The sequence below is a fragment of the Rhodococcus sp. P-2 genome, assembly GCF_016598535.1.
GTDB lineage: Bacteria > Actinomycetota > Actinomycetes > Mycobacteriales > Mycobacteriaceae > Rhodococcus_F > Rhodococcus_F baikonurensis.
Genome location: NZ_CP066779.1, coordinates 2069924 through 2092929 on the forward strand (window position 1 = coordinate 2069924; position 23006 = coordinate 2092929).

At 62.9% G+C, this 23006-nt stretch carries 26 protein-coding genes; 12 read left to right on the plus strand and 14 right to left on the minus strand.

Annotated features, from left to right (window positions below; all coding sequences use genetic code 11):
* Both I7X09_RS09770 and I7X09_RS09775 read right to left on the minus strand, forming a co-directional pair.
* Nucleotides 1-1332 (minus strand): M18 family aminopeptidase, encoded by a 1332-nt coding sequence (locus I7X09_RS09770; protein WP_095968873.1) that lies wholly within the window; start codon nt 1330-1332, stop codon nt 1-3.
* Between the two features lie 64 nt (nt 1333-1396).
* Entirely contained in the window at nt 1397-1750 is a 354-nt protein-coding gene (locus I7X09_RS09775) for a VOC family protein (RefSeq protein WP_095968663.1), read from the minus strand.
* A gap of 67 nt (nt 1751-1817) precedes the next feature.
* Between I7X09_RS09775 and I7X09_RS09780 the strand changes: the two genes are divergently transcribed.
* Complete coding sequence (locus I7X09_RS09780) at nt 1818-2423, plus strand: hypothetical protein (RefSeq protein WP_200316551.1); 606 nt, start codon at nt 1818-1820, stop codon at nt 2421-2423.
* A 12-nt stretch (nt 2424-2435) separates the two neighbouring features.
* Here I7X09_RS09780 and I7X09_RS09785 read toward each other — a convergent pair whose 3' ends face one another.
* The 3 genes from I7X09_RS09785 to I7X09_RS09795 form a co-directional block, all read right to left on the minus strand.
* Nucleotides 2436-3032 (minus strand): CatB-related O-acetyltransferase, encoded by a 597-nt coding sequence (locus tag I7X09_RS09785; protein ID WP_124567832.1) that lies wholly within the window; start codon nt 3030-3032, stop codon nt 2436-2438.
* A gap of 187 nt (nt 3033-3219) precedes the next feature.
* On the minus strand, nt 3220-4449 hold the full coding sequence (locus tag I7X09_RS09790) for an acyl-CoA dehydrogenase family protein (RefSeq protein WP_007733810.1): 1230 nt from the start codon (nt 4447-4449) through the stop codon (nt 3220-3222).
* 91 nt (nt 4450-4540) lie between these two features.
* Nucleotides 4541-5842 (minus strand): alpha/beta hydrolase, encoded by a 1302-nt coding sequence (locus I7X09_RS09795; RefSeq protein ID WP_124567697.1) that lies wholly within the window; start codon nt 5840-5842, stop codon nt 4541-4543.
* 69 nt (nt 5843-5911) lie between these two features.
* Here I7X09_RS09795 and I7X09_RS09800 point away from each other — a divergent pair, with 69 nt between their 5' ends.
* The gene (locus I7X09_RS09800) at nt 5912-6523 is read left to right on the plus strand and encodes a phosphoribosylanthranilate isomerase (protein ID WP_200316553.1); all 612 of its coding nucleotides are present in this window, start codon (nt 5912-5914) and stop codon (nt 6521-6523) included.
* Here the strand turns inward: I7X09_RS09800 and I7X09_RS09805 are convergent.
* Nucleotides 6511-7422 (minus strand): hypothetical protein, encoded by a 912-nt coding sequence (locus I7X09_RS09805; protein ID WP_200316555.1) that lies wholly within the window; start codon nt 7420-7422, stop codon nt 6511-6513. The two genes, I7X09_RS09800 and I7X09_RS09805, sit on opposite strands and share 13 nt — an antisense overlap.
* A gap of 247 nt (nt 7423-7669) precedes the next feature.
* Between I7X09_RS09805 and I7X09_RS09810 the strand changes: the two genes are divergently transcribed.
* Nucleotides 7670-8443 carry an SDR family oxidoreductase gene (locus I7X09_RS09810; protein ID WP_200316557.1) on the plus strand — a complete coding sequence of 258 codons (774 nt, stop codon included), beginning with the start codon at nt 7670-7672 and terminating at the stop codon, nt 8441-8443.
* Nucleotides 8444-8474: 31 nt separating this feature from the next.
* Here the strand turns inward: I7X09_RS09810 and I7X09_RS09815 are convergent, their stop codons facing one another.
* On the minus strand, nt 8475-8906 hold the full coding sequence (locus I7X09_RS09815) for a nuclear transport factor 2 family protein (protein ID WP_095968657.1): 432 nt from the start codon (nt 8904-8906) through the stop codon (nt 8475-8477).
* Nucleotides 8903-9826: an alpha/beta fold hydrolase gene (locus I7X09_RS09820; RefSeq protein ID WP_200316559.1), complete on the minus strand. Its 924-nt coding sequence runs from the start codon at nt 9824-9826 to the stop codon at nt 8903-8905. The genes I7X09_RS09815 and I7X09_RS09820 overlap by 4 nt, the downstream gene beginning before the upstream one ends.
* A gap of 111 nt (nt 9827-9937) precedes the next feature.
* On the opposite strand from I7X09_RS09820, the gene I7X09_RS09825 reads away from it, so the two are divergent.
* Nucleotides 9938-10939: an NADP-dependent oxidoreductase gene (locus tag I7X09_RS09825; RefSeq protein WP_200316561.1), complete on the plus strand. Its 1002-nt coding sequence runs from the start codon at nt 9938-9940 to the stop codon at nt 10937-10939.
* A 54-nt stretch (nt 10940-10993) separates the two neighbouring features.
* Here the strand turns inward: I7X09_RS09825 and I7X09_RS09830 are convergent, their stop codons facing one another.
* Both I7X09_RS09830 and I7X09_RS09835 read right to left on the minus strand, forming a co-directional pair.
* Entirely contained in the window at nt 10994-12142 is a 1149-nt protein-coding gene (locus I7X09_RS09830) for a CaiB/BaiF CoA transferase family protein (RefSeq protein ID WP_200316563.1), read from the minus strand.
* Nucleotides 12139-13311, minus strand: coding sequence for an acyl-CoA dehydrogenase family protein (locus tag I7X09_RS09835; protein ID WP_124567703.1), 1173 nt, complete (start codon nt 13309-13311; stop codon nt 12139-12141). The genes I7X09_RS09830 and I7X09_RS09835 overlap by 4 nt, the downstream gene beginning before the upstream one ends.
* Nucleotides 13312-13436: 125 nt before the next feature.
* Here I7X09_RS09835 and I7X09_RS09840 point away from each other — a divergent pair, with 125 nt between their 5' ends.
* Nucleotides 13437-14501: a LacI family DNA-binding transcriptional regulator gene (locus I7X09_RS09840; protein ID WP_095968653.1), complete on the plus strand. Its 1065-nt coding sequence runs from the start codon at nt 13437-13439 to the stop codon at nt 14499-14501.
* Between the two features lie 39 nt (nt 14502-14540).
* On the opposite strand, the gene I7X09_RS09845 is transcribed toward I7X09_RS09840, so the two are convergent.
* From I7X09_RS09845 to I7X09_RS09855, 3 genes are read right to left on the minus strand one after another with little or no spacing between them, the layout of a single operon-like run.
* Complete coding sequence (locus I7X09_RS09845) at nt 14541-15092, minus strand: SRPBCC family protein (protein ID WP_095968652.1); 552 nt, start codon at nt 15090-15092, stop codon at nt 14541-14543.
* A gap of 43 nt (nt 15093-15135) precedes the next feature.
* Entirely contained in the window at nt 15136-15789 is a 654-nt protein-coding gene (locus I7X09_RS09850; RefSeq protein WP_200316565.1) for an alpha/beta hydrolase family protein, read from the minus strand.
* The gene (locus tag I7X09_RS09855) at nt 15786-16550 is read right to left on the minus strand and encodes an MBL fold metallo-hydrolase (protein ID WP_200316566.1); all 765 of its coding nucleotides are present in this window, start codon (nt 16548-16550) and stop codon (nt 15786-15788) included. The genes I7X09_RS09850 and I7X09_RS09855 overlap by 4 nt, the downstream gene beginning before the upstream one ends.
* 19 nt (nt 16551-16569) lie before the next feature.
* Here I7X09_RS09855 and I7X09_RS09860 point away from each other — a divergent pair, with 19 nt between their 5' ends.
* Nucleotides 16570-17694 (plus strand): alpha/beta hydrolase, encoded by a 1125-nt coding sequence (locus I7X09_RS09860; protein ID WP_234036868.1) that lies wholly within the window; start codon nt 16570-16572, stop codon nt 17692-17694.
* Here I7X09_RS09860 and I7X09_RS09865 read toward each other — a convergent pair.
* Complete coding sequence (locus I7X09_RS09865; protein WP_200316569.1) at nt 17630-18220, minus strand: TetR/AcrR family transcriptional regulator; 591 nt, start codon at nt 18218-18220, stop codon at nt 17630-17632. The two genes, I7X09_RS09860 and I7X09_RS09865, sit on opposite strands and share 65 nt — an antisense overlap.
* A 130-nt stretch (nt 18221-18350) precedes the next feature.
* Here I7X09_RS09865 and I7X09_RS09870 point away from each other — a divergent pair, with 130 nt between their 5' ends.
* From I7X09_RS09870 to I7X09_RS09895, 6 genes are all read left to right on the plus strand, one after another.
* The gene (locus I7X09_RS09870; RefSeq protein WP_200316570.1) at nt 18351-19355 is read left to right on the plus strand and encodes a patatin-like phospholipase family protein; all 1005 of its coding nucleotides are present in this window, start codon (nt 18351-18353) and stop codon (nt 19353-19355) included.
* Between the two features lie 13 nt (nt 19356-19368).
* Nucleotides 19369-20901 carry a flavin-containing monooxygenase gene (locus tag I7X09_RS09875; protein WP_200316571.1) on the plus strand — a complete coding sequence of 511 codons (1533 nt, stop codon included), beginning with the start codon at nt 19369-19371 and terminating at the stop codon, nt 20899-20901.
* Entirely contained in the window at nt 20898-21776 is an 879-nt protein-coding gene (locus I7X09_RS09880; RefSeq protein ID WP_095968646.1) for an SDR family oxidoreductase, read from the plus strand. The genes I7X09_RS09875 and I7X09_RS09880 overlap by 4 nt, the downstream gene beginning before the upstream one ends.
* Nucleotides 21777-21795: 19 nt before the next feature.
* Nucleotides 21796-22314 carry a GNAT family N-acetyltransferase gene (locus I7X09_RS09885; RefSeq protein WP_124567834.1) on the plus strand — a complete coding sequence of 173 codons (519 nt, stop codon included), beginning with the start codon at nt 21796-21798 and terminating at the stop codon, nt 22312-22314.
* A 90-nt stretch (nt 22315-22404) separates the two neighbouring features.
* The gene (locus I7X09_RS09890) at nt 22405-22815 is read left to right on the plus strand and encodes a hypothetical protein (RefSeq protein WP_095968644.1); all 411 of its coding nucleotides are present in this window, start codon (nt 22405-22407) and stop codon (nt 22813-22815) included.
* On the plus strand, nt 22815-23003 hold the full coding sequence (locus I7X09_RS09895; RefSeq protein ID WP_200316572.1) for a helix-turn-helix transcriptional regulator: 189 nt from the start codon (nt 22815-22817) through the stop codon (nt 23001-23003). Before I7X09_RS09890 ends, I7X09_RS09895 begins: the two co-directional genes overlap by 1 nt.
* Nucleotides 23004-23006 lie beyond the last annotated feature (3 nt).

Genomic DNA, 23006 nt, shown 5'->3' on the forward strand with positions numbered 1-23006 from the left:
CTAACTTCGAGGCGTGAGGAAGGCACCGAGCGCGTCGGCATACATGCGGACGTCTGCCGCGCCCATCAGCTCGCGGGCCGAGTGCATCGCGAGTTGAGGCGCGCCGACGTCGACGGTGGACAGCCCGGTGCGCGATGCCGTGATGGGTCCGATGGTTGAGCCGCACGGCAGATCGGCGCGGTGGACGTAGCGCTGCATCGGCACCCCCGCCTGGTCGCAGGCAAGCGCGAATTCGCCTGCACCGGCAGCATCGGTGGCGTATCGCAGGTTCTGGTTGACCTTGAGTACCGGCCCACCGTTGATCTCGATCCGATGGGCGGGCTCGTGGCGGTCCGGGTAGTTGGGGTGCGTCGCGTGCGCCATGTCGCCAGACGCGCACACCGAGCCTGCCATCGCCTGCAGGAATTCTTCGCGGCCACCACCGCGCCCCAACACGATCCGCTCGAGAACGGTGTTCAGCAGGTCCGAGAAAGCTCCGCGATCGGACATGCTGCCGACCTCTTCGTGATCGAAGAGCGCAAGCACCGGAATCTGCTCTCCCGGCGAATCGGTCGCGGCCAGAAGTGCTTGTGTCCCTGCATAACACGTGCCCTGATTGTCGAGCCTGGGGGCGCTGACCAATTCCTTGTCCACCCCCACCACTGCGCTGGGTGCAAGGTCGTGTGTCATCAATTCCCAGCCGAGAACCGACGACGCGGCCACGTCCGCACGCTCGGCGACAAAACCGATGAACGACTTGGGTTTCGAACCCACTCCCCAGATTCCGTTGACATGCCGCTGCGGATCCAGCGTCACGCCCTTGCGATCTTCGGACAGGTGGATAGCCAGCTGCGGAACACGAAGAATCGGGTCGTCGATGCGAACCAGCTTCTGCTCCACAGTGTTTCCCACCCGAACACTCACTCGGCCGGAGATACCGAGATCGCGGTCGAGCCAGGAGTTCAGCCACGCACCGCCGTACGGTTCGAGACCCACCATCTGCCACCCCGCCGAAGTGAGGTCTGGGTGCTGTTTGACCCGCAGATTCGGGCTGTCGGTGTGGCCTCCGACGATCCGGAACGGAGCGGTGTTTCCCACTGTTTTTCCCAGGCCCTCGGTGCTCCAGGCGATCAGCGAACCACCGCGCACGAGAAAGTACCGTCCGGGCTCGGCGGGCCACGACTGCGTTTCGTGGACTTCGACGAACCCGCCGGCCGTCAGCTCGGTCGCCACCGTCGCGCACACATGGAACGGCGACGGTGACGAATCGACGAAGCTGCACAGGCCGTCTGCGTCGGCCCCGGTCAGAGAAGCCGCCCCGGTCCGAGAAGTCTGAGAAGTCATGCCCCTCATCATGCCCGAATCACTGTCTGCGAAATCAGTGGGCGCGAATCAGGTGGGCACAGGACCGGTCGGCTCAGGCATGCGGACCGGACACGCAGAACTGATTCCCGTCAGGATCGAGGAGCGTCACCCAGCGGAAACCGTCCATGTTCTCGCGGTGGTGCTCAGTTGCCCCGGCCTCGACGAGGCGCTCCACCTCGGCGTCGAGATCCGGACTCCCCAGATCGAGATGGATACGGTTCTTGCCGGCGGTGGGGTCCGGGACCTTCTGGAAAGCGAAGTTGGTGGCGCTGTCAGGGACCGAGACGATGTAGAACCAACCGTCGTTTTCCTCGACGATGTTTCCGCCCAATTGCGCTGCCCACCACGTTGCGAGGGGACCGGGATCGAGACTGTCGAAGGTGATCATGCCGAGTGTGAGAGTCATGCGCACACGCTAATGGAAGCCACCGACAAAGACTCTCGATCTCGGGCTGAGATGAGACGATCTTCGAATGCGATTCACGACGCTTCGCGACCGCGTTGCAGAACCACTCTTCGCAGTTTTCATCGCGACCGGATTGCTCCTGAGCGTCCTCGGAGTGCTCGCCTGGAGATTCGCCACGCCATCCACGCGAACAGAACATGTCGGAATCCAACCCCCTCCACCGCCGCCGATGGAGGACGGCAAGACCGGATACATGTGGGTGATCGAGGGATACAGCTACTCCGACGCACCACATTGGTTCCCCGCAACTACGTGGTTCCTGATAGTCGGAACCGCTGTCGCCATTGCCGTCTCGGCAACACTGAACGCGACGGGATGGCGGCTGGCCCGTGACGCACGCGGTAGAAAATTTACTCTTCCGCTTGCACTTTCAGCTTTCGGCACAGCCTACGGACTCACGGTCGCCGTCGTCGGACGAATCTGGCCGCCCACCTTCTATTCGGTGGTCCTTCCCGAACCTCGTGACCCGCAGAACCCCTACCCCGAATCGGCGATCATCCACTTCGACCTCGAACCGAACCTGATCACGTTCACTGCCACGGGTCTTGCTGTCGGTCTTGTCGCCGCCACTCTGCTTCACGTCCGGAACTACTCGCTCACACGAACGAACTAGCGGGCGAGGAGATCACTCGACCGCTTCGAGTTCCGCGACACTCCCGTCCGAGATCACCCGGACGTGGCGGGTGATCTTCTCGATCGGCCAGTCCCACCATGCAATTCGCACCAGCTTCTCGATGTCTTCAGCACTGAAGCGGCGCTTGATCTCCGTGGCCGGGTTGCCGCCGACGATGGCGTAGTCCGGGACGTCGCGCGTGACGACTGCGCCAGTGGACACGATCGCCCCATGCCCGATCCGGACGCCGGGCATGACTGTCACGTTCCCACCGAACCACACGTCGTTCCCGACGACGGTGTCACCCCGAGACGGCAGATCCTGCACCAGGTCCATGTGCCTGGCCCAATCGCCGCCCATGATCGGGAACGGGTAGGTGGAGACACCGTTCATACGATGGTTCGCGCCGTTCATGATGAAGGTGACACCAGTGGCGAGGGCGCAGAACTTGCCGATCACCAGTTTGTCGGGACCGTAGTGATGCAACACGTTTCGAGTCTCGAACTCTTCGGCGAACTCCGGATCGTCGTAGTAGGTGTACTCCCCTACCTCGATCAACGGGTTGTCGATCAACGGCTTCAGCAACACCACTCGCGGTTGCCCGGCCATCGGATGAACATTTGTGGGATCCGGCGCAGTCTGACCCTGCGCAGTGGGATCCGACGCGGTGGGATCTGACGCGGTGGGGTCTGACGCATTCATTACCGACTCCGATCCGTCGGCGCGGTGTCGCCGACCGCAGCAAGACTATCTGGTTCCTGCTGCGGTCGGACGTCACGCGGCGACGTCCCGGGTTTCAGCCCAGAAGCCCCTTGGCGATATGGGTGACCTGAATTTCGTTGCTGCCCGCATAGATCATGAGCGACTTGGCATCACGCGCCAACTGCTCCACTCGGTACTCGGCCATGTAACCATTTCCTCCGAACAGTTGCACGGCTTCCATCGCGACCTCGGTCGCTGCGCGCGAGGAGTACAGCTTCATCGCCGATGCCTCCGCCAGGCTCACCTTGTCTCCGGCCGCGGTACGTTCGATCGCGTTGAAGACCATGTTCTGCACGTTGATTCGAGCGACCTCCATCTCGGCCAGCTTGAGCTGGATCAGCTGGAACTGCCCGATCTCACGTCCCCACAGTTTGCGGGACTTCGCGTATTCGATACTCAGGCGGTGGCATTCGTTGATGATGCCGAGAGACAGGGACGCGATGCCGATGCGCTCGGCGGCAAAACTCTCCTTGGCGCTGGACTTTCCGTCCGACTTTCCGCTGTCCTCGGTCTCGCCGAGCAGACGATCCTTGGTGATGCGGACGTTGTCGAAGAACAATTCACCGGTGGGTGAGGAGTTCATTCCCATCTTCTTGAACGGCGGGCTCTGCGTGAGCCCCTCCATGCCCTTGTCGAGAATGAAGGCGAGCACCTTGCGGTCACGACGATCAACCGACGCGTCGCCCTCGTCGAGCTTTGCGTAGACGATCATCACGTCGGCATACGGACCGTTGGTGATGAAGGTCTTGTTGCCGTTGAGAATGTAGTCGTCGCCGTCGCGGCGTACGTAGGACTTCATGCCGCCGAAGGCATCCGAGCCGGAGTCCGGTTCGGTGATCGCCCACGCGCCGACGGTTTCGAATGTCACCAGGCCGGGGAGCCAGCGTTCCTTCTGCGCGAGTGTGCCGCGACTGCGGATCGTTCCAGCGGCCAATCCGAGGCTGACGCCCAACGACGCGACGAGGCCGAGACTGACTCCGGCCAACTCGCTGTTGAGCACGACGCCCATGCTGCCTGCGCCGCTGAAGGCGCTCGACTTCTCACCGTCACCGGAGGGCGCATCGCCGCGCTCGCGTGCCAACGACTTCTCGAGGCCCTCGCGTGCCATGTCGGCCAGACCGAAGGTCGAGTACAGCTTACGAATGATGTCGAACGGCGGCAGCGCACCACTTTCGAGCTCGTCGACGTGAGGTCGCACCTCTTTGTCGATAAAGCCGCGCAAGGCGTCGCGGAACATCAGGTCGGTGTCGGACCATTCGTACATGTGCCTGAACTCCAGTCGGTGAACGATCGAGAGACTGCCGAACGGCAGCCACACACCGAATATAGAACACGTTCCAAAACCGGAACAGGATTCAGCTGATCAGTCCCATCCGCTGTGAGATCCACGCCAACTCCTGCTCGACGCCGGCCGACCACACCGAAAAGCTGTGACCACCGGGAAGCTCGAGATACCTGGCGTCCATTCCGGCCGCTTTGGCCGCTTCGTACACCTTTTGCTGACCGGGCTTGAACTCGTTGTCATCTGTTCCGACGACGAACACTCCGCCCGAGTTCGGGAACTTCCGGGTCGCCAGCAGGTCCATCGGATTCACCTTCACGAATGCCGCTTCGTCACCCCCGAATATCTCGTCGACGGTTCGCTGTCGGTCACCGAGTGAGGGCTCCACCTGACCGGAAAGATCGAGGAAGGTCGGATACACGTCGGGGTAGTTGGTGGCCATCTGCAGTGAGCAGGTACCGCCGTAAGAGAGCCCGCCGATGGCCCACGCCCTCGGGTTCGTGTCGATCTGGAACGCATTCGCCACCGCAGCGGGCAAGTCCTTTGCCAGATACGTGCCGACCTTGCCCTGCGACGAGTCGGTGCACAGCGGATTGGCCATCTGCGATCCTGTTCCGTCGGCGATGACTACGACCGGAGCCAACCCCTCGTGATCCCGGGCGAAAGCATCCATTGTCGCGGTGAGCTTTCCGCCCTGAAGCCAGTCCTCGGGCTTGCCGGGCTGACCTGCCATGAGCACGAGCACGGGAAGCAGCGGACGCGGATTGGTGAAGTACGACGGCGGCAGATACACCTGGGCATCGCGTGCGGAGAATCCCGAAATCGTTCCGGGGACAGGCAAAGTCGTGACGCGTCCGCGAATCGGCATGCCTTCCGGCGCTTTCCACACAGTGTCCGTAGGATCGCCGGTGACGACAGGATCCGTCGGACCCGGAACTTCGCTGAGTGAAATGCGGTCGAAATCGTCGTGTCCGAACGCAATTCCCACAGTCGGGTAGGCCGCGAAGACCAGATTGATCTGCGTCGCGGCGGTAACGATGACCAGAACGGTCGCAACGACGGACAACACCGCCTTCGCGATCGTTCCGCCCGCCTTGATTCGCGGCCCGAGAAGTAGCAGCGCGTAGATACCGAGACCGATCCACACGTAGATCGACATCTCGATGGGGTCAGGAAACGGCACGATCACCTTTTCGACGGTGATCCACACGGCGATCATGATCACCAGTGCGATCAGCCCCGCGATCGGCACCGCTCTGCGGTAGTACCAGCGCACGCTCGAACCGAGCAGCCACACACCACCCAGGACCCCAAGGACAGTCAGGATCACCGGCAGCGGTCCCGAGATCAAACTGATTCGGTAGAGCCAGTCCACGTCAAGCCTCTCGCGCGTAGAAATGTCGCACGCACGAGGCTAGACGACGACGCTAGTACTCTGTATCAGGTGACATTCATCAAGGTCTGTGGCCTGCGCGACGTTGACACGGTCGATCTCACGGTGGGCCTGGGCGTCGACGCCGTCGGTTTCGTCTTCGCCGACAGCGTCCGCAAAGTCGACCCCGCGCTCGCCGTCGAACTGATCGCCCGAATTCCCGATCACATCCGGGCAATCGGAGTCTTTCTCGGCAACCCGATCGATCAGATCCTCGAGATCGCCCAGATCACCGGGCTACGTACCGTACAGGTTCACGATCTTGTCGACGCCGAGCAAGTGCAGAGACTGCACGACGCCGGACTCACCGTCATCCGCGCTGTCGTCTCCAGCAAGGTCCGCGACGGCTACAACCTCGACCTCGGTGAGGATGAACTCTTGATCGACGGCGCCGACGCCGGATCCGGGGTGCCGTGGAACTGGGCCCAACAGCAATCGCGTCCCCACGGCCAGTGGATCCTGGCAGGCGGCCTGTCCCCGGACAATGTGCGCGACGCACTGGACGCCACCGGCGCCTGGGGCGTCGACGTCTCCAGCGGCGTCGAATCGTCTCGCGGCATCAAGGACCACGCTTTGATCGAGAAGTTCGTCAGCGCTGTCAGGCAGGCCGATCACTCGAAGTAGGACGCGTAGTCAGCGAACGCGATCTGGCCGGTGGGGCTCGCCTTCACCGCGTCGGCAACGGCCGACGGAATGGGAGCCCAGTGTGCAGGCATCGCCGCTGCCAGTGACGGCTTCAAGATGTAGAGCAATGCGAAGTTCACTATCCAGAGCGGCGGCGCCATCGACATGCCGACCTCCGAACTCACATCGCCTTTGGTGTTGGTCACCAGCTGCGCCTGTCCCGAGATCTGTTGCGCTGCAAATCCGTAGACCGCTTGCACCGTGTATGCCGACCGATAGAGCGCAATCAGAGTATGCGTCGCACCGTTGTTGCGTAACCAGGTGCCCACGAAACCACCAGGGGCGATCAGCGTATTCACCTGTCGCGTCGGCGCATCCGCGTTGGCCGGACTCTCCAGCAATCCGTCGGGATTCACATACAACCCGTAACTGGCCAGAACCGACGACGTAGTGCCCGAATAGAGGGGCCGCCCGTTCGTATTGGTGAGAATCCGAGCGCATTCGTCGATCACCTCGGCATCCTCGCGATTGCCACCGACCCCACCGCCGGTGATGAGATCGCGATACTGCTCGTCGGTCAAAGCGTCGGAACTGTCGAGTCCGATCTGCGCGGCAATCCCGTCCGCCACCTGCTGCCCCAGCGGCTGGTTGAGCTGATCCGGACTGGTCATCTGTGTGGGCGCGACGCTCTCGTAGCCCGGCGCCCCGGCAAAGGGGATCACGAACCCGGTATCGACCGTCTCTGTGACCGGTTGAGCGCCGGCCATCCGAGTGGTGCCAAACGAAAGTACGCACACCCCAACCAAAGCCAGTACCGTGAGGGTCCCCCGAGGCAACTGTGCCCCGCGTCGACAGCCGTGACCTGAGAAATCCCTGCCTGCAATCCCCTTGCCGCGCATAGGTCAACCTCCCGGGACACAGTCGGGTGAATCAACTCGAGCTTGTCTCTCAGTCAAACGCTGTGACCAGCGCCGTGTCAAGACACGTGCCAGGTCGAGGGGCCGACGGCACACGCTCGCCCGATACAGTGGTCCTTCCAACGGTCCTTCCAACTGAAATGACCCCACCCGCGGTTGACCGCTCGAGCTGTGCGCGTCAGTTGCAGGAAGTCCCGCGACAGTTACAGAAAGTCTCTGGAGGCGAGCAGTGTCTGACAAGCGCGGGACCGTGTTGATCACCGGCGTCGGCCGGAGCAAGTCGATCGGAGCAAGCCTCGCAGTGGGTCTCGCCGAAGATGGTTGGGATCTGACGATCGGCTACTGGGCGCCATATGACGAACGCGTCGGGTTCGTCCGCGGAGCGCACGATCCACAGGACATTGCCGAGAAGTGTCGCGCACTCGGGAGCCGTGTCGACCTGGTTCCCGGAGATCTGGCCTCCCCGGAAGTGGCCGGTCAGCTCGTTGACGCTGCCGCATCGCGAAATGACCTTCGTGGACTGGTGCTCTCGCATTGCGAAAGCGTCGACAGCTCGATCCTCGATACGACCATCGAGAGCTGGGAACGGCATTTCGCCGTCAATGCCCGCGCCTCCTGGCTTCTGATCAAAGCGTTCGCCGAACACCTTCCGGAGCAGCGCGACGTCAGTCAAGTGACCGGGCGGATCATCGCACTCACCAGCGACCATGCGGCCCATAATCTTCCGTACGGCGCCAGCAAGGGCGCTCTCGACCGCATCGTCATCGCCGCCGCAGTCGAACTGGGATCACGCGGCGTAAGGGCAAACGTCATCAACCCAGGACCGATCGACACAGGATGGATGACACCGGAGATCAAACAGGCCACAACCCTCCACACCCCTGCCGGCCGGCTGGGTACACCCGGCGACACTGCAGACCTCGTTCGATTTCTGATGTCCGACGCCGGAGGCTGGATAACAGGACAACTTCTTCACTCCAACGGCGGATTCAGCACGAGTTGAGCAGGCAGACCCGGCCCGCGCCGGAATCAGGTCAGGCCTTGTAGTTCGGTAGCGTCTGCCCGAGCCTGCGGCCCATCTCGGCAGCCAATGCGGCGAGCCCGCTGGCCGGACGCACCATGACCTCGAAATCGACGATCTTGCCGTCCTCGTCGAATTCGACCATGTCGATCCCCTTGAGGCTCTTGTCTCCGATGTTCGCGCTGAATTCGAGCACGACCTGCCGCCCGTTGGCTCCGGCGAACTGTCGGTGGTACTCGAAGTTCTCGAACACCTGGATCACCGTATTGAGAATGAGCACAACGGCGTCCGCGGACTGGTACGGCTTGAATCCCGTGGGCGATCGGAACTGCGCGTCGGGCGCGACGATGGTAGGCAGCGCCGACAGATCACCGGTGTCGATCATGGTGTGCCACAACTTCAGTGCAGCTTCGACTTTCGGTTCGAGCGTCAATTCCGTGCTCATGCTTCTACCCTTTCCTCAACGTTACCTACCGCTTGATTTACCGGCACTCGCCTTGCAACGGACCACGCACTCAACACAGTTCGCACCCCGGTCACGAGTTGCAACGGCTGATCGATCATGACGTGATGGCCGGCTTCCGGTATCTCCGCCACGATGGCCTCCGGTCCGAACAATCCGCGCATATGCTCCATGAGTCGATCGGACACGATACCGTTCTCGGCTCGGAAATAGGCTACGCGGCAACGTGGTTCACTGTCGAGTACATCTTCGGCACCCACTCGGAGAAAGAAGTTCGGATCGAACTTCCACGACCAACCGCCCTCGACTTCCTCCATCGACGTAGCTGCCACATGGTCACGCACCGCCGGCAGTCCCGAATCCTGCGGCGGAACGAAGCGGAATCGACCCATCGCGTCTTCCCTGGTGGGATAAACCTTCTTGGGGCCGAATGCATTCTGGCGTCGAGCCGCCTCCTCTTCGGGCGTACGCGCCTTGAGCGGAGAATCGATGATGACAACCCCGTCCAACAGTTCGCCGTGCAGATGCGAGGCCACGAAAGAAACAATCCCACCCATACTGTGCCCCACCAGAATCGGCTTGCCGTCGATTCCCCCGGCCTCGGCCGCCGCCAGCACCTCGCGAGCCCACTGGGACATCGCATAGGCGTCGCGAGTGTCACTGTCCCCGTGTCCAGTCAAGTCGAGAGCGACAACGCGGCGCCCCTCGGCGAACTGCGGTGCGATGTGATCCCACCAGCGACTGTGGGCTGCGCCGCCGTGAATCAACACGATCCCCGGCCCCACCGACCCCCACGCCCGAAAGCGCACTGAAGCGCCCTCGACCTCCACCGACCCCGACTCGACCGGCGCTTCCAGCGCCCGAGTGAACCAACCAGGCGCGTCTTCGACCACATTGCTCATCGATCGAACATACATAGTCGTCAATCGGTTCATCCAACTCTTCCCAGTTCGTGATCCATCACCTATATTGAATCCGGCCTCAAGTTCAATTCGTTTCGCCGAAGGGGAGAGATGACCAACCGCCAAGTACGCCTCGCCGCCCGCCCGACAGGACTTCCCGACGCTTCCACCTGGGAATACGTCGATGCCGAGATCCCGTCCGCCGGACCGGGCGAGTTTGTCGTCAAGGTCGAATATCTCTCCCTGGACCCCGCGATGCGCGGTTGGCTCAACGACGTCAAGTCGTACGTTCCGCCGGTCAAACTCGGTTCCGTCATGCGCGCCCACGGCGTCGGACGCATCACCGAATCACAGCACCCCGATTACCAGGTCGGGGACATCGTGGCCGGATCGTTCGGCGCCTCCGAGTACGGAGTGTCCGACGGCACAGATGTCACTCGGGTCGACGAATCCATCGCTCCCCTGCCGACGTGGCTCGGAGCTCTCGGATTCCCCGGCGTCACTGCATATTTCGGATTGCTCGACGTCGGAAAGCTGAAAGACGGTGACATCGTAGTCGTGTCCGGCGCCGCGGGTGCGGTCGGCAGTCTCGTCGGCCAGATCGCAAAGATCCACGGATGCAAGGTCATCGGTATCGCCGGCGGTCCGGAAAAGTGCGCGTGGCTCACCGAGGACCTCGGCTTCGACGTCGCCATCGACTACAAGAACGAATCGGTCTACAAGGCGCTCAAGTCCAATGCTCCCGACGGTATCGACGTGTACTTCGACAACGTCGGCGGAGAAATTCTCGACGCCGCTCTCTCCCGTCTGCGTCTCGGCGCTCGGGTGGTCATCTGCGGCGCCATCGCGGGCTACAACGCCACCGAACCTCAGCCAGGCCCCGCGCACTACCTGTCACTTCTCGTCAACCGCGCCACGATGGCCGGCTTCGTGGTCTTCGACTACCTCGATCGCTACGCAGAAGCGCAGGAGCAGATCGGAAAGTGGATCAAGAGTGGCGAATTGACTGCTCGCGAGCACGTCGTCGACGGCGGTATCGACGCGTTCGGTGACAGCCTCAATCTTCTCTTCGCCGGCGCGAACACCGGAAAGCTGGTCCTGAAGGTCAGCTGAGTCAGCCACACACGTAGATCGGCCACCGGCATTCCGGTGGCCGATCTACGTGTGTCAACCGACTCCGGACGGAGTGGGAACGCTGTCCTCACCCAACCGCGGTGGGGCGGACCGATAGGTTGCCGGCGTGCCGCTCATCCGAATCGGATTGGCTACCTGCCGAGTCGGTGCCTCTCGACGCGGATCGTCGATGGATACCACCGGATCGAGATTCAGCCGTTCTGCCAGCGCTATCGCGTCGGCGATGTCGTTGAGAGGACCACACGGGACACCGCGCTCGGTCAGTGCCTCGAACCACGAGTCTGCAGTGCCCTTGGCCAACGCAGCAGTGACAGCGTCGAACAGTTCTTCTCGATGCGCAACCCGGTCGCTGTTGGACGCGAAACGCGCATCAGCGGCAAGTTCGGAAACTCCGAGAACCTCTGTCAACGAACCGAATTGCCGATCGTTACCGACAGCGAGGACCAGCGGACGGTCCGCGGTGTCGAACACCTCGTATGGTGCGATGCTCGGATGCCGGTTGCCCATTGCCTGGGGCACCACGCCCGCGGCCACGTAGCCGGACGACTGGTTGGCAAGTGCGGACAGCAACGAGGACAACAGGTTGACCTCGACGTGCTGCCCTTCGCCCGTTCGATCGCGATGGCGCAGCGCTGCAAGGATTCCCACGCTGGCATGCAAGCCGGTGATGACGTCGACCACTGCGACTCCGACCTTGGTCGGAGTCTTGGAATCGGGTCCGGTGATACTCATCAATCCGCCGACCGCCTGAATCAAGAGGTCGTAACCCGGCAGAGAGTTGTTGCCACCGAAGCCGCTGATCGAGCAGTAGACCGCACGCGGATTCATTTCTCGGACAGCGTCGTAGCCCAGACCCAGACGGTCCATCGTTCCCGGCAGGAAGTTCTGCACCACGACGTCCGCACTGCGAACCAGCTCGCGTGCACTCTCCAGATCCTCGCGCTCGCGCAGGTCCAGAGTGACCGACTTCTTGTTGCGGTTCACCGACAGGAAGTAGCTCGACTCGTCCCCCACCCACGGCGGGCCCCAGCTGCGAGTGTCGTCGCCGACCCCCGGCCGCTCGATCTTGACGACCTCGGCACCGAGGTCGGCGAGAATCATCGTGGCGTACGGGCCGGCGAGGACGCGGCCGAAATCAGCGATCACCAGCCCGTCGAGCGCTCCGACAGCGTCTACCGTCACCGGAACGCTTCTTCACCGGTGAGAGCGCGACCGATCACGAGCTGGTGAACCTCGGAGGTGCCCTCGTAGGTGAGAACGGATTCGAGGTTGTTGGCGTGCCGAATCACGGGGTACTCGAGCGTGATGCCGTTGGCGCCCAGAATGGTTCGGCATTCGCGGGCGATCTTGATGGCCTCGCGGACATTGTTGAGCTTGCCGGTGCTGACCTGCTCGGGGCGAACCGTCCCGGCGTCCTTGAGGCGTCCGAGGTGGATGGCGAGCAGCTGCCCCTTGCCCAATTCGACTGCCATGTCGGCGATCTTGGCCTGGGTGATCTGATACGCGGCGAGCGACTTGTCGAAGACCTTGCGATCACGTGCATACGAGATCGCGGTCTCGAGGCAGTCACGTGCTGCACCCATTGCCCCGAAAATGATGCCGAAGCGCGCCTCGTTGAGGCAGCCGAGCGGGCCGGACAGTCCGCGAGCCTTGGGCAGCATCGCCGAGGCAGGAAGACGCACGTCTTCGAGCACCAGCTCCGAGGTGACCGACGCCCGGAGCGACATCTTGTTCTTGATCTCGGGGGCGGAGAAGCCCGGAGTGTCGGTGGGAACGACAAATCCGCGTACGCCGTCGTCTGTTCGCGCCCAGACCACGGCGACGTCCGCGATGGACCCGTTGGTGATCCACATCTTGGTGCCGTTGAGGACCCAGTCGTCGCCGTCGCGCTTGGCGTTGGTTCGCATGCCGCCGGGGTTGGATCCGAAATCGGGTTCCGTGAGACCGAAGCAACCGATGGCTTCACCGGCCGCCATCCGCGGGAGCCATTCTTCCTTCTGCTCTTCACTTCCGTTGTGGTGGATCGCGAACATGGCGAGCGAACCCTGGACCGAGACGAGGCTGCGAATGCCCGAATCGACAGCTTCCAGTTCCTGGCAGGCCAACCCGTACGCCGTGGCGCTCATCCCGGCACAGCCGTAGCCCTCGAGGTGCATGCCCAGTACGCCGAGCGCGCCCAGTTCCTTGGCCAGCTCACGAGCCGGCAGTGCTGCCGCTTCGAACCATTCGCCTACGTGCGGGCGAATGCGATCGTCGACCATCTTGCGGACCGTGTCGCGGATCGCGATCTCTTCGGCGTCCAGCAGGGTGTCGATGGCAAAAAGCTCGGACAGGGACTGCGGCGTGGTCACGGGGCCTCCAGTGTTCTCGGGCGCAATCCTTTGCGAGAACGATTGCGCAATCGTTTGCATCGCCTAGAGTAGAGCCCGGTTGCACACCCGTCAATCCCCGACGCACACCAGGAGCCCCGACGCAGATGACGCCCGATCCGTCGAACCGCAGCAACGGCCGTCCGCCGACGCTGCGCGAAATCGCCGACCAGGCCGGGGTCCACATCTCGACGGCGTCGCGGGTACTCCGTCAGCCCGAGCCCGCCGACGGTTGGTCCGACTCCGCACTCCGAGTTCGTCAGGTCGCCGAGGAGCTCGGGTACCAACCGAACCTGTGGGCGGCCAGCCTGCGTACCCGCAAGACCACCACCATCGGCGTCGTGATGCCGAGGCTGACAGACGTCGTTGTGGCCACCATGTTCCAAGGCATCGAGGAAGCCGCCACCGCAGCCGGGTACTCCGTCCTGCTTTCCAGCCCACCCGACGATCTGGACGCGCAGCGCAAAGCGGTCGAGTTCCTCGTCAGCCGCCAGGTCGACGGTCTCATGCTGAGCAGCATCCACCTTCCGGGTACAGATTTCGTCGACTCGCTCCCCCTGCGCTCACTGCCGATCCTGCTGCTGAACCGGCACATCGACCCGGCGACGTCGTCGCCGAACAGCAGCCTTCCCTTTGTCAGCGGCGACGACCGCCTCGGCGGCTACCTCGCGGGGAAGCATCTGCTGGACTGCGGCTATCGCGACCTCGGAGTGATCGCGGGGCCGGATCACGCCAGCACGTCGCGGGAACGCGTCGCGGGTTTCCGCGACGCCCTGACCGAAGCCGGTCTGGAACTGCCACCGAACCGAATAGTGGCGTCCGAGTTCGAAGTTCAAGGGGGTGTCGATGCGGCGGCCACACTGCTCAGCGGGAACACGCGCCCTGACGCCGTCTTCACGGTGAGCGACACCATCGCGATCGGCGTACTCGGCGTGGCCCGTGATCTCGGGTTGAGCATTCCCGACGATCTTGCCCTGGTCGGCTACAACGACATTCCCGTTGTCTCCCAACTCCCGGTGCCACTGACGACGGTGAGGTCCCCCGCCCACAAGATCGGCGCGACCGGGCTCGAACACCTGCTCGCACTGATCGCCGGCAGGAACGTCGAATCCGTCAAACTGCCCGTCGAACTGATCGTGCGAGCTTCCACCAGAAAGCTCTCCGCTCGGTAGCCTGCCGTTGAGAGGCCGCCGCTCGAGAACTCTGAGCAGCTACCAGACCTGAGATTCGTCGATACCCAAGCGTCGCGCATAGCCCGAGTTGAGCGCGTCCCAACCGTACTCGCGCGCCCGTTCACCCACGACCGGACCGAAGGGCTCGCCTGCCAGAAGGGCATCGAGTACGTCGAAGCACAAATGCCACCCCGCCGCGAGCGCCGATGCCATCCCCTCAGCCCGCGACCTCTGCGTCAGTACGACGCGGGTACCGCCCTCGACCGAGGTCAGGTCCCACACCAATTCGTCCGGGCCCCACTCGTGTTCGAGCCGCCGGGCGGTCTCCACGACGTGAACGGTGACGGGCAGCGACATCTCGGGAGCCCCGTCCTCGGTGAGCATGGTGATCACGGCGTCGCCCGTACGGCTCAGATTCCGATCGGCGGTGTACGGCGTCCACTGCGCCAACATCTCCGGATCGGTGATCGCCTCCCACACCTTCTCGACGGGATACGGCAGCACCCGAGGAAAGCTGACGACTGTGTCGTCGCCGTCGATGCTCACCGTGACGTCGGACAGGGCACTTGGCTGATACTGCTGGGCACTCATGGTTCGATCTCACCAGGAACCACCGACACGGGCAACCGGCGAGTCAACGTCCGAGCGTAAACAGTTCTGTTGCTGCGGCGACTGTCTGTTCAACCACCGGAAACTTCACCACGGACAGGTCGTGCCGAGCTCCCTCGAACTCCACCAGAGCCGTCACTGCGGGAATCAGGTCGAGCGCTGCCCGCATCTCCTCAGTCGTCGCGAACTCGTCCTTCGATCCGTGGACGACAACGGTCGGCGTGTTCAGGTCGGGCAGGTGTTCGGTTCTGAGCTTCTCGGGCTTCTTCGGAGGATGCAGCGGATAGGACAACAGCACCAGGCCGTCGACAAGTCCTGGATTCTCCGACGCCAGCATCGACGCCTGCCGCCCACCGTACGAATGTCCGCCGAGCAGAACGGGTCCAGGCACCGAGTCGTCCTTGCGAACAGCGGCAATCACCTCGGCAATGCCCGCGCGATCCTCCGCAGCACGCGACGGGTGTGGCGGCCCCGAAGCTCGACGCACCCGAAACGCGAGATCGAATCGCAGGACTTGCACTCCCGCCTCTGCAAAGCCGTCGGCAACAGCGCGCAACAGCACAGTGTCGCAGTTACTTCCCGCGCCGTGAGTCAGTGCAAGCGAGGCGATCGGCGCAGAAGAAGGCCGATGCAGGAAACCGTGCACCGCACCTTCGTCGACCGTTTCGACGGTACTCATGGACGCATCCTTGTCCGGCCCGCTCGGGCCTGTTCGACTGCGACAGCCATGCTGCCCTCGTAGACCGGCCCGTGTCCGGGAAACAGCGCACCGGCAGGTGCCGCGGCGATGTTGTCCAACGCCTCGTCGGTCGCTTCACGGTCATGATTGAAGGGGCACACAAGAAATTGTGGTCCGGCGACGCTCGACGTCGCGTGTCCGGTCACCAGAGCGTCACCCGACGCGATGACGCCTGCGTCAGGAACAAGGTAAGCGCTGTGGCCGTCGGTATGCCCGTGGGTGGGAATCGGCACGATCCGTCCGGGAACATCCAGAGCACCACCGGACGCAAAGGCCTGTGCCTGAGGCAGTTCCGCACCTTTCAACGCGCCGACTCCGATCACGTCGCGAAGCCACTTCGGAGCACCTCGCCGCCACAACAGCAACGGAACTCCGGCCGGCGACAACTGTTGCAGATACTCCCGCTTCGCATGAGGCACTTCCAACGGATCCATCAGAACCGGAACCTCGAGCCTGGTCACGATGTCCGCGATTCCGCCGATGTGATCGACATGCGCGTGAGTGACCAGGATTGCCCGCACATCCCCGAGCTGGTGACCGATCTGCTCGATCGAGCGTTCGACGTCGGCACCGTTGGCCGGGTATCCGCCGTCGATCAACGTCAGATCGGCCCCCTCTTCGACCAGTACCCAATTGGCGTGACCGCACCGAACCAGATGTGTGTTCTCGATCTGCGTGATCGACAGTGCCGCAGTAGTCATGCTTGGTAGTCTGCGCCACGTGTCGGAATCCGTGAAGCAGGCCAGCAGCCGCAGCATTCGAGATCGCGCCGAAGCATCCTTGGTGGCAGCCGCATTCGCGCTGCCCAGCGCGGTGAAACGTCGAATCACCGGACCACCCGTCATCATCGAGGGCAACACGCTCGACGCCGACGCACACCTGCTGCTCACGCTCGCGAAGACGCGGCCGCTGCCCTCGCATTCAACCGATCCCCGGTCACTCGCCGCTGCTCGCACCAATCTCACCCGAACGGCGATCATGATGGGTGGCCGACCCGCTCCGGTCCACACCGAAGAGATTTCCGTTTCGGGCGCCGACGGCCCGCTTCGCGCCCGGCTCTACGTTCCGACCGCCGACACCGGCGCTCTGCTCGTCTACTTCCACGGCGGCGGCTGGGTACAGGGCAGCATCGAATCCCACGATGCTCCGTGCCGCCTGTTGGCCGAGACCTCCGGCGCACGGGTCATCTCGGTCGACTACCGGCTCTCACCCGAATTCGCTTTCCCCACACCAGTACACGACGCCTATGCCGCATACCTCGACATCGTCGAACGCGTCGACGAGTTCGGCGCAGACCCGAGGCGCATCGCTGTCGGCGGCGACAGCGCGGGTGGGCACCTGTCGGCAACGGTGGCGCTGCGTGCCCGCGACGACGGCAAGACCTCACCGGCAGCGCAGCTGTTGATCTACCCCGCCACCGACTTTCACGAGAAGGCGCCGTCGAGAACGACGTTCGGCGAAGGCTTCTTCCTGACCGAGGCCAACATGAACTTCTACGAGTCCAGTTTCCTCGGCACCGATGCCGATCGACTCGATCCGATGGTGTCGCCGCTACGCGCCCCCGATGTGGCCGGACTGCCGCCGGCCATCGTGATCACGGCGGGATTCGATCCACTCCGAGACGAAGGCGAAGCCTACGCAGCTCGATTGCGCGACAACGGTGTTCACGTGACGGATCGACGCTATCCCGGATTCATCCACGGCTTCGTCAACGTTCTGGGACCGAGCGCCGGTTCGCGCGCCGCCGTCGCCGAGATCGGCGGGATGCTGCGCGTTCTACTCACCCACCCAGCAAAATCTCCCGCAACGTATCCACCAGTGGGTCAACAGGAAGTTCGGGACTGATCGCACGCTGTAGCCCCAAACCGATTCCGACGCTGAGTATGCGCAGTGCCGCCGCGTTGGGATCCAGTGCCGGCGTCACACCGTTGGACTCGGCAAGATGTTGCACCACTCCGCCGATCAATCCGCGCACCTGATCGGCGCCTGTCGCGATCTTCTCGCGGATCTCTTCGCTGTGCCGCGACCGCACCGAGAACTCGACTTCGAGCAACGTCCATCTCTTGTCCCCGATGGTCCGCTCGGCCCACCTCGCGAACTCTGCCACCGCGTCGTCGAGCGTCGAGTTCGCTCCGAGTTGTGAGGTGATCTCACCGACCTTGGTCAACCGGATGCGGCCGAGCACTTCGGCGCACAACTCGTCTTTGTTCTTGAAGTTCGAGTACACCGCACCCTTGGAATAGCCGGCATCCTCGGCGATCTGATCGAGCGATGCGGCAGCGTACCCACGGTCGAGAAAATGTTCGACGGCCGTAGCCAACAAGGTCTCGCGGGTCAACGCCTGCGCTTCCTGCCTGGTCAATCGCGCCATCGGAACCTCCTCATGGTTCTGAGTATCGAGATTCCAACGGTAGCCGAATACCGAAGTTTCGCCGCACGCGCACTTCGGATAGGCAAATTTGGGGTACCCACGTTATTCAGATACTGATAGTCTCCGAAATATGACTTCAGAAGTGACCGGCACCACCGCACCCGGGTCCGGACGAAACAGCGCGCCGAAACGCGGCTTGGCAATCGGATGCGGCGGCACTCTCGGCTTCGCCTGGACCGTTGCTGCCCTCGCCTCGGTTCGGGATGCACTCGACTGGGATCCCAGGGAAGCCACAGCCATCATCGGAACGTCGGCCGGAGCCGAGTTCGTGACGATGCTCGGCAGCGGAGTCGGCGTCGACGAGCTGGTAGCCATGCAACTCGGAGACCCCGCCGCCCGTCCCGAACTCCTCGCCCACATAGCGTCGGCACCCGGGAAAGTCCCACCGCTACCGCGCTTGGGGATCGGCAATCCGCGACTGGTGGCGCGTCGCGATCTTCCCTTTCTGAGCCGGATGAGCGGCATGGCACCGGTGGGCGGCGGTGACCCGTCCTGGCTCACCACGCTCGCCGAATCTCTTGCCCCTGGCGATGCGTGGCTCCCACATCCGTGTGCGCACATGGTATCCATGGACTACAAAACGGGGCGACGGGTCGCATTCGGAGCGCAGGGGGCCCCGAAAGCGACCGTCGGTGAAGCGCTTCGAGCGTCGTGGGCGATTCCCGGCTGGTTCCCACCCGTCACCATCGGCGGCGTCAGGTACATCGACGGCGGCGCCGCATCCACCGCTTCGGTTGACCTCCTGCTCCCTCTCGCGCTGGACGAGCTGGTTGTACTGGCGCCCATGGCATCTCGAACCCTGAAGCCCGCACGGGGTGCCGCCCGCATCGAACGCGGCGCCCTGCGCCACTCCATGTCCGAAGGCCTCGATCGTGAGATCGATCTGGTGCGCGCTGCGGGCACCAGGGTCTTGCGAATCGATGCCACCGACGACGATCTTGCCGTCATGGGCGCCAACTTCATGGACAGTCGACGGCGGCTCGCCACCTTCGAATCATCGCTGCGTACGACACGTGCGAGCGTGAAGCGCGAACTCGATATGCACCCGTTCCACACCACCCGCTCCCACCAGTGAAAGCGCAGTCTCAGTGAACAACGAATCTGACCACTTCGAGGTCGTGATCATCGGCGGCGGAATTTCCGGAATCGGCGCAGCCATCCATCTTCAGCGCCTCGGGATCGACAATTTCGTCCTGCTCGAAAAGGCCGAGTCCCTCGGCGGCACCTGGCGCGCCAACACGTATCCCGGTTGCGCGTGCGATGTTCCGTCCGGGCTGTACTCGTACTCCTTTGCCGCCAATCCGGATTGGACGCGATTGTTCGCGGAGCAGCCGGAGATCCGCGAATACATCGAGGACACGGCCGTCCGCCACGGCGTCGACAAACACGTTCGCTTCGGGGTCGAAATGCTCTCCGCACAGTGGGATGCGCCGCAATCACTGTGGAAAATAACAACTTCCAGCGGTGAACTCACTGCTCGCTTCGTGATAGCCGCTGCTGGTCCGTGGAACGAACCCTTGACGCCGGCGATTCCCGGACTGGAAACGTTCGAGGGCGAAGTTTTTCATTCCTCGCAGTGGAATCACGACTACGACTTGAGCGGAAAACGCGTCGCTGTCGTGGGTACCGGCGCTTCCGCCGTCCAATTCGTTCCGCGAATCGTCTCAGAGGTCTCCACACTTCACCTCTACCAGCGAACCGCTCAATGGGTTCTTCCCAAACCCGATCACTACGTACCGCGCATCGAAAGGTCCGTCATGCGGTTCGTACCGGGAGCGCACAAGGCCCTGCGCAGCATCGAATACGGAATCATGGAGACGCTGGGATTGGGGTTCCGCAATCCGTGGATCCTGCGTATCGTGCAGAAACTCGGGTCGGCCCAATTGCGCTTGCAGGTGCGCGATCCGAAGCTGCGCAAGGCGCTGACTCCCGACTACACGCTCGGTTGCAAGCGACTGCTCATGTCGAACTCGTACTACCCGGCCCTCGGCAGACCCAACGTCACCGTCCATGCCAACGCGGTCGAAGAGATCCACGGCAACACCGTGATCGGCGCCGACGGAGCGGAATCGGAAGTGGACGCCATCATCTTCGGCACGGGATTCCACATCCTCGACATGCCCATCGCATCCAAGGTATTCGACGGAGAAGGTCGATCCCTCGACGATCATTGGCAGGGAAGCCCGCAGGCGTACTTCGGTTCCGCCGTCAGCGGATTCCCCAACGCGTTCATTCTGCTGGGCCCGAGCCTCGGCACCGGACACACGTCGGCCTTCATGATCTTGGAAGCCCAACTGAATTATGTGGCGCAGGCGATCGGCCACGCTCGTCGGCACGGCTGGAAAACTATCGACGTGCGCCCGGAAGTGCAGGCAGCCTTCAACTCTCAAGTTCAGGAGGCATTGGGAACCACGGTCTACAACGCCGGTGGTTGCGAAAGCTATTTCTTCGACGTCAACGGCCGCAACAGCTTCAACTGGCCGTGGTCGTCAGGGGCCATGCGTCGGCGGCTACGGGCCTTCGATCCATATGCCTACAACCACACGTTGTCCGACAACCCTGCGTCCGACGACACGGCCACTGAGCCCACCACCACCCTCGAACCGGAGTACACGACATGAGTCTTTTCGGCACCACCTACCCGCCGATCGATCTCGACGGAGCAGTCGTCGTCATCTCCGGCGGTGGCCGCGGAATCGGCCGGGCCACAGCCGAGTTGTTCGCAACTCGCGGCGCACTCGTATGCGTCGGCGACCTCGACGAGGAGACAGCCGTGGACACCGCCGCATCCATCGGCGCACGGGCCCGCGGCTACGCTCTGGACGTCACCTCACGCGAATCCTGGGATGTGTTCGTCTCCACAGTGATCGGCGAATTCGGTCACATCGACATTCTGGTCAACAATGCGGGCGTGATGCCGCTCGGCGGCTTCCTCGACGAGTCCGACGCCACCAGTCGAGTCACCCTCGACGTCAATGTCTGGGGCCCGATTCACGGGATGCGCGCCGTGCTGCCCGGCATGGTGGATCGACGACGAGGCCACGTCGTCAACATCGCATCCATGGCAGGCAAGCTACCGGTACCGGGAATGGCGGTGTACAACGCAAGCAAGTTCGGCGCGGTGGGCCTTTCTGCCTCTGCCCGTGTCGAATTCGCAGATATCGGAGTCAGCGTCAGCGCTGTCCTGCCCAGCGCGGTGCGCACCGGACTCTCCTCCGGTGTGCCTCTCGGAAAGGGCATGCCGACAGTTGAACCCGAAGTCGTGGCCAGAGCCGTCGTCGACACGGTCGCTCATCGACGAGCCGAAACTACTGTGCCGCGTTACCTTGCCGGCTGGGACCTCGTCGATGCTGTTGTACCCGAATGGATGATCAACATCGGACGCCGAGTCGTCGACGATCGTCGCGCACTGACGTCGGTAGATCCCAACGGGCGTGCGGATTACGAAAAGCGCGTGGCCAGGCAGGCCGAAAACGGGGAGCGCAATCCGAAGTGAACCGGGTAGTTTCGTGGCCATGTACATCCGCCGCGAAACTTCTTCCGACCGTGACGCCGTCTACTCACTACTCGGAGCGGCATTTGCCGACCAGGCAGCGCCCGGCGAGCCTGCCTACGAGATCGAACTGACACGTCAACTCTTCGCCTCGGACGACTACCTGCCAACACTGTCACTGGTCGCCGTGGCCGGCGAAGAGATCGTCGGTTTCGTGATCGGAACTCGTGGATGGGTCGGCCACGTGGAAGCGGTGGGTCTCGGCCCGTTGGCGGTCACACCGGGCAACCAGCGCAGTGGCGTCGGTTCGGCACTGATGCACGCGGTGATCGGTGCGTGCGACGCTCTGGACGTGCCACTGATCGCACTTCTGGGCAGCACCGAGTACTACCCGCGGTTCGGATTCGTCACCAGCACGGACGCCGGAATCGAGTCTCCGGAAGCCGAGTGGGGCGCTCACTTTCAGGTCAGGACACTCACCGCGCACCGCGCCGATCAGACGGGGAAGTTTTCATACGCGGCGCCTTTCGGAATCGCTTGACCCGCAGCGTGGTGTAAGAGTTCTTTGACATGCGACGTACGCGGATCTACGCTCATCCATGTCAAAGAACTCTTACATCCGGGAGGCTTCATGAGCACCACGGCACGGTGGAGCCTGATCATCGGTATCGGCGTCACAGTAACGCTGTCCTTCAGTCTTCTCGCAGCCTTGACCGCCGATGACCGGAAGACGTTGACCTTCATCGTCTTCGCACTAGTCATGGCACCGGCTTGCATCGGATCGGTGTGGGCTCTCTTCCCCTCGGAGAACAACAAGGCCCCCGCCTACCCCGAGGACACCGTCGAAACAGAATGGAGTCGCAAGGCCGGATTCGGCGCGTTCACCGACTTGATCACTGCCATGGGAATCGCACTGATCGCGCACAACGTCTTCGGAGCACCCGAACTACCGCTCCTGATATTCACCGCTCTCGGTCTGGCCGACTTCGGAATCCGGTACTGGGCAGTGTCGAGGGACCGCACCCCCACAATCGAGATCTGATGCGCAACAATCTCCAAGAACTTCGGACGGCAGCCGGATTGTCACAGCAAGCGTGCGCCGACGCGCTCGGCATCACCCGCCAGACCGTCATCTCGATCGAGAAGGGCCACTTCGACCCCCGTCTGTCACTGGCATTCCGAATCGCCGAGTATTTCGAAAAACGCGTCGACGACATTTTCTCCAGCTGACGC

Coding starts and splice junctions, on each gene's coding strand:
- I7X09_RS09770 (WP_095968873.1), bottom strand. CDS start 1,332: ATGAGGGGCATGACTTCTCAGACTTCTCGGACCGGGGCGGCTTCTCTG.
- I7X09_RS09775 (WP_095968663.1), bottom strand. CDS start 1,750: ATGACTCTCACACTCGGCATGATCACCTTCGACAGTCTCGATCCCGGT.
- I7X09_RS09780 (WP_200316551.1), top strand. CDS start 1,818: ATGCGATTCACGACGCTTCGCGACCGCGTTGCAGAACCACTCTTCGCA.
- I7X09_RS09785 (WP_124567832.1), bottom strand. CDS start 3,032: ATGGCCGGGCAACCGCGAGTGGTGTTGCTGAAGCCGTTGATCGACAAC.
- I7X09_RS09790 (WP_007733810.1), bottom strand. CDS start 4,449: ATGTACGAATGGTCCGACACCGACCTGATGTTCCGCGACGCCTTGCGC.
- I7X09_RS09805 (WP_200316555.1), bottom strand. CDS start 7,422: ATGCGCGGCAAGGGGATTGCAGGCAGGGATTTCTCAGGTCACGGCTGT.
- I7X09_RS09815 (WP_095968657.1), bottom strand. CDS start 8,906: ATGAGCACGGAATTGACGCTCGAACCGAAAGTCGAAGCTGCACTGAAG.
- I7X09_RS09820 (WP_200316559.1), bottom strand. CDS start 9,826: ATGAGCAATGTGGTCGAAGACGCGCCTGGTTGGTTCACTCGGGCGCTG.
- I7X09_RS09825 (WP_200316561.1), top strand. CDS start 9,938: ATGACCAACCGCCAAGTACGCCTCGCCGCCCGCCCGACAGGACTTCCC.
- I7X09_RS09840 (WP_095968653.1), top strand. CDS start 13,437: ATGACGCCCGATCCGTCGAACCGCAGCAACGGCCGTCCGCCGACGCTG.
- I7X09_RS09845 (WP_095968652.1), bottom strand. CDS start 15,092: ATGAGTGCCCAGCAGTATCAGCCAAGTGCCCTGTCCGACGTCACGGTG.
- I7X09_RS09850 (WP_200316565.1), bottom strand. CDS start 15,789: ATGAGTACCGTCGAAACGGTCGACGAAGGTGCGGTGCACGGTTTCCTG.
- I7X09_RS09855 (WP_200316566.1), bottom strand. CDS start 16,550: ATGACTACTGCGGCACTGTCGATCACGCAGATCGAGAACACACATCTG.
- I7X09_RS09865 (WP_200316569.1), bottom strand. CDS start 18,220: ATGGCGCGATTGACCAGGCAGGAAGCGCAGGCGTTGACCCGCGAGACC.
- I7X09_RS09870 (WP_200316570.1), top strand. CDS start 18,351: ATGACTTCAGAAGTGACCGGCACCACCGCACCCGGGTCCGGACGAAAC.
- I7X09_RS09880 (WP_095968646.1), top strand. CDS start 20,898: ATGAGTCTTTTCGGCACCACCTACCCGCCGATCGATCTCGACGGAGCA.
- I7X09_RS09885 (WP_124567834.1), top strand. CDS start 21,796: ATGTACATCCGCCGCGAAACTTCTTCCGACCGTGACGCCGTCTACTCA.
- I7X09_RS09890 (WP_095968644.1), top strand. CDS start 22,405: ATGAGCACCACGGCACGGTGGAGCCTGATCATCGGTATCGGCGTCACA.
- I7X09_RS09895 (WP_200316572.1), top strand. CDS start 22,815: ATGCGCAACAATCTCCAAGAACTTCGGACGGCAGCCGGATTGTCACAG.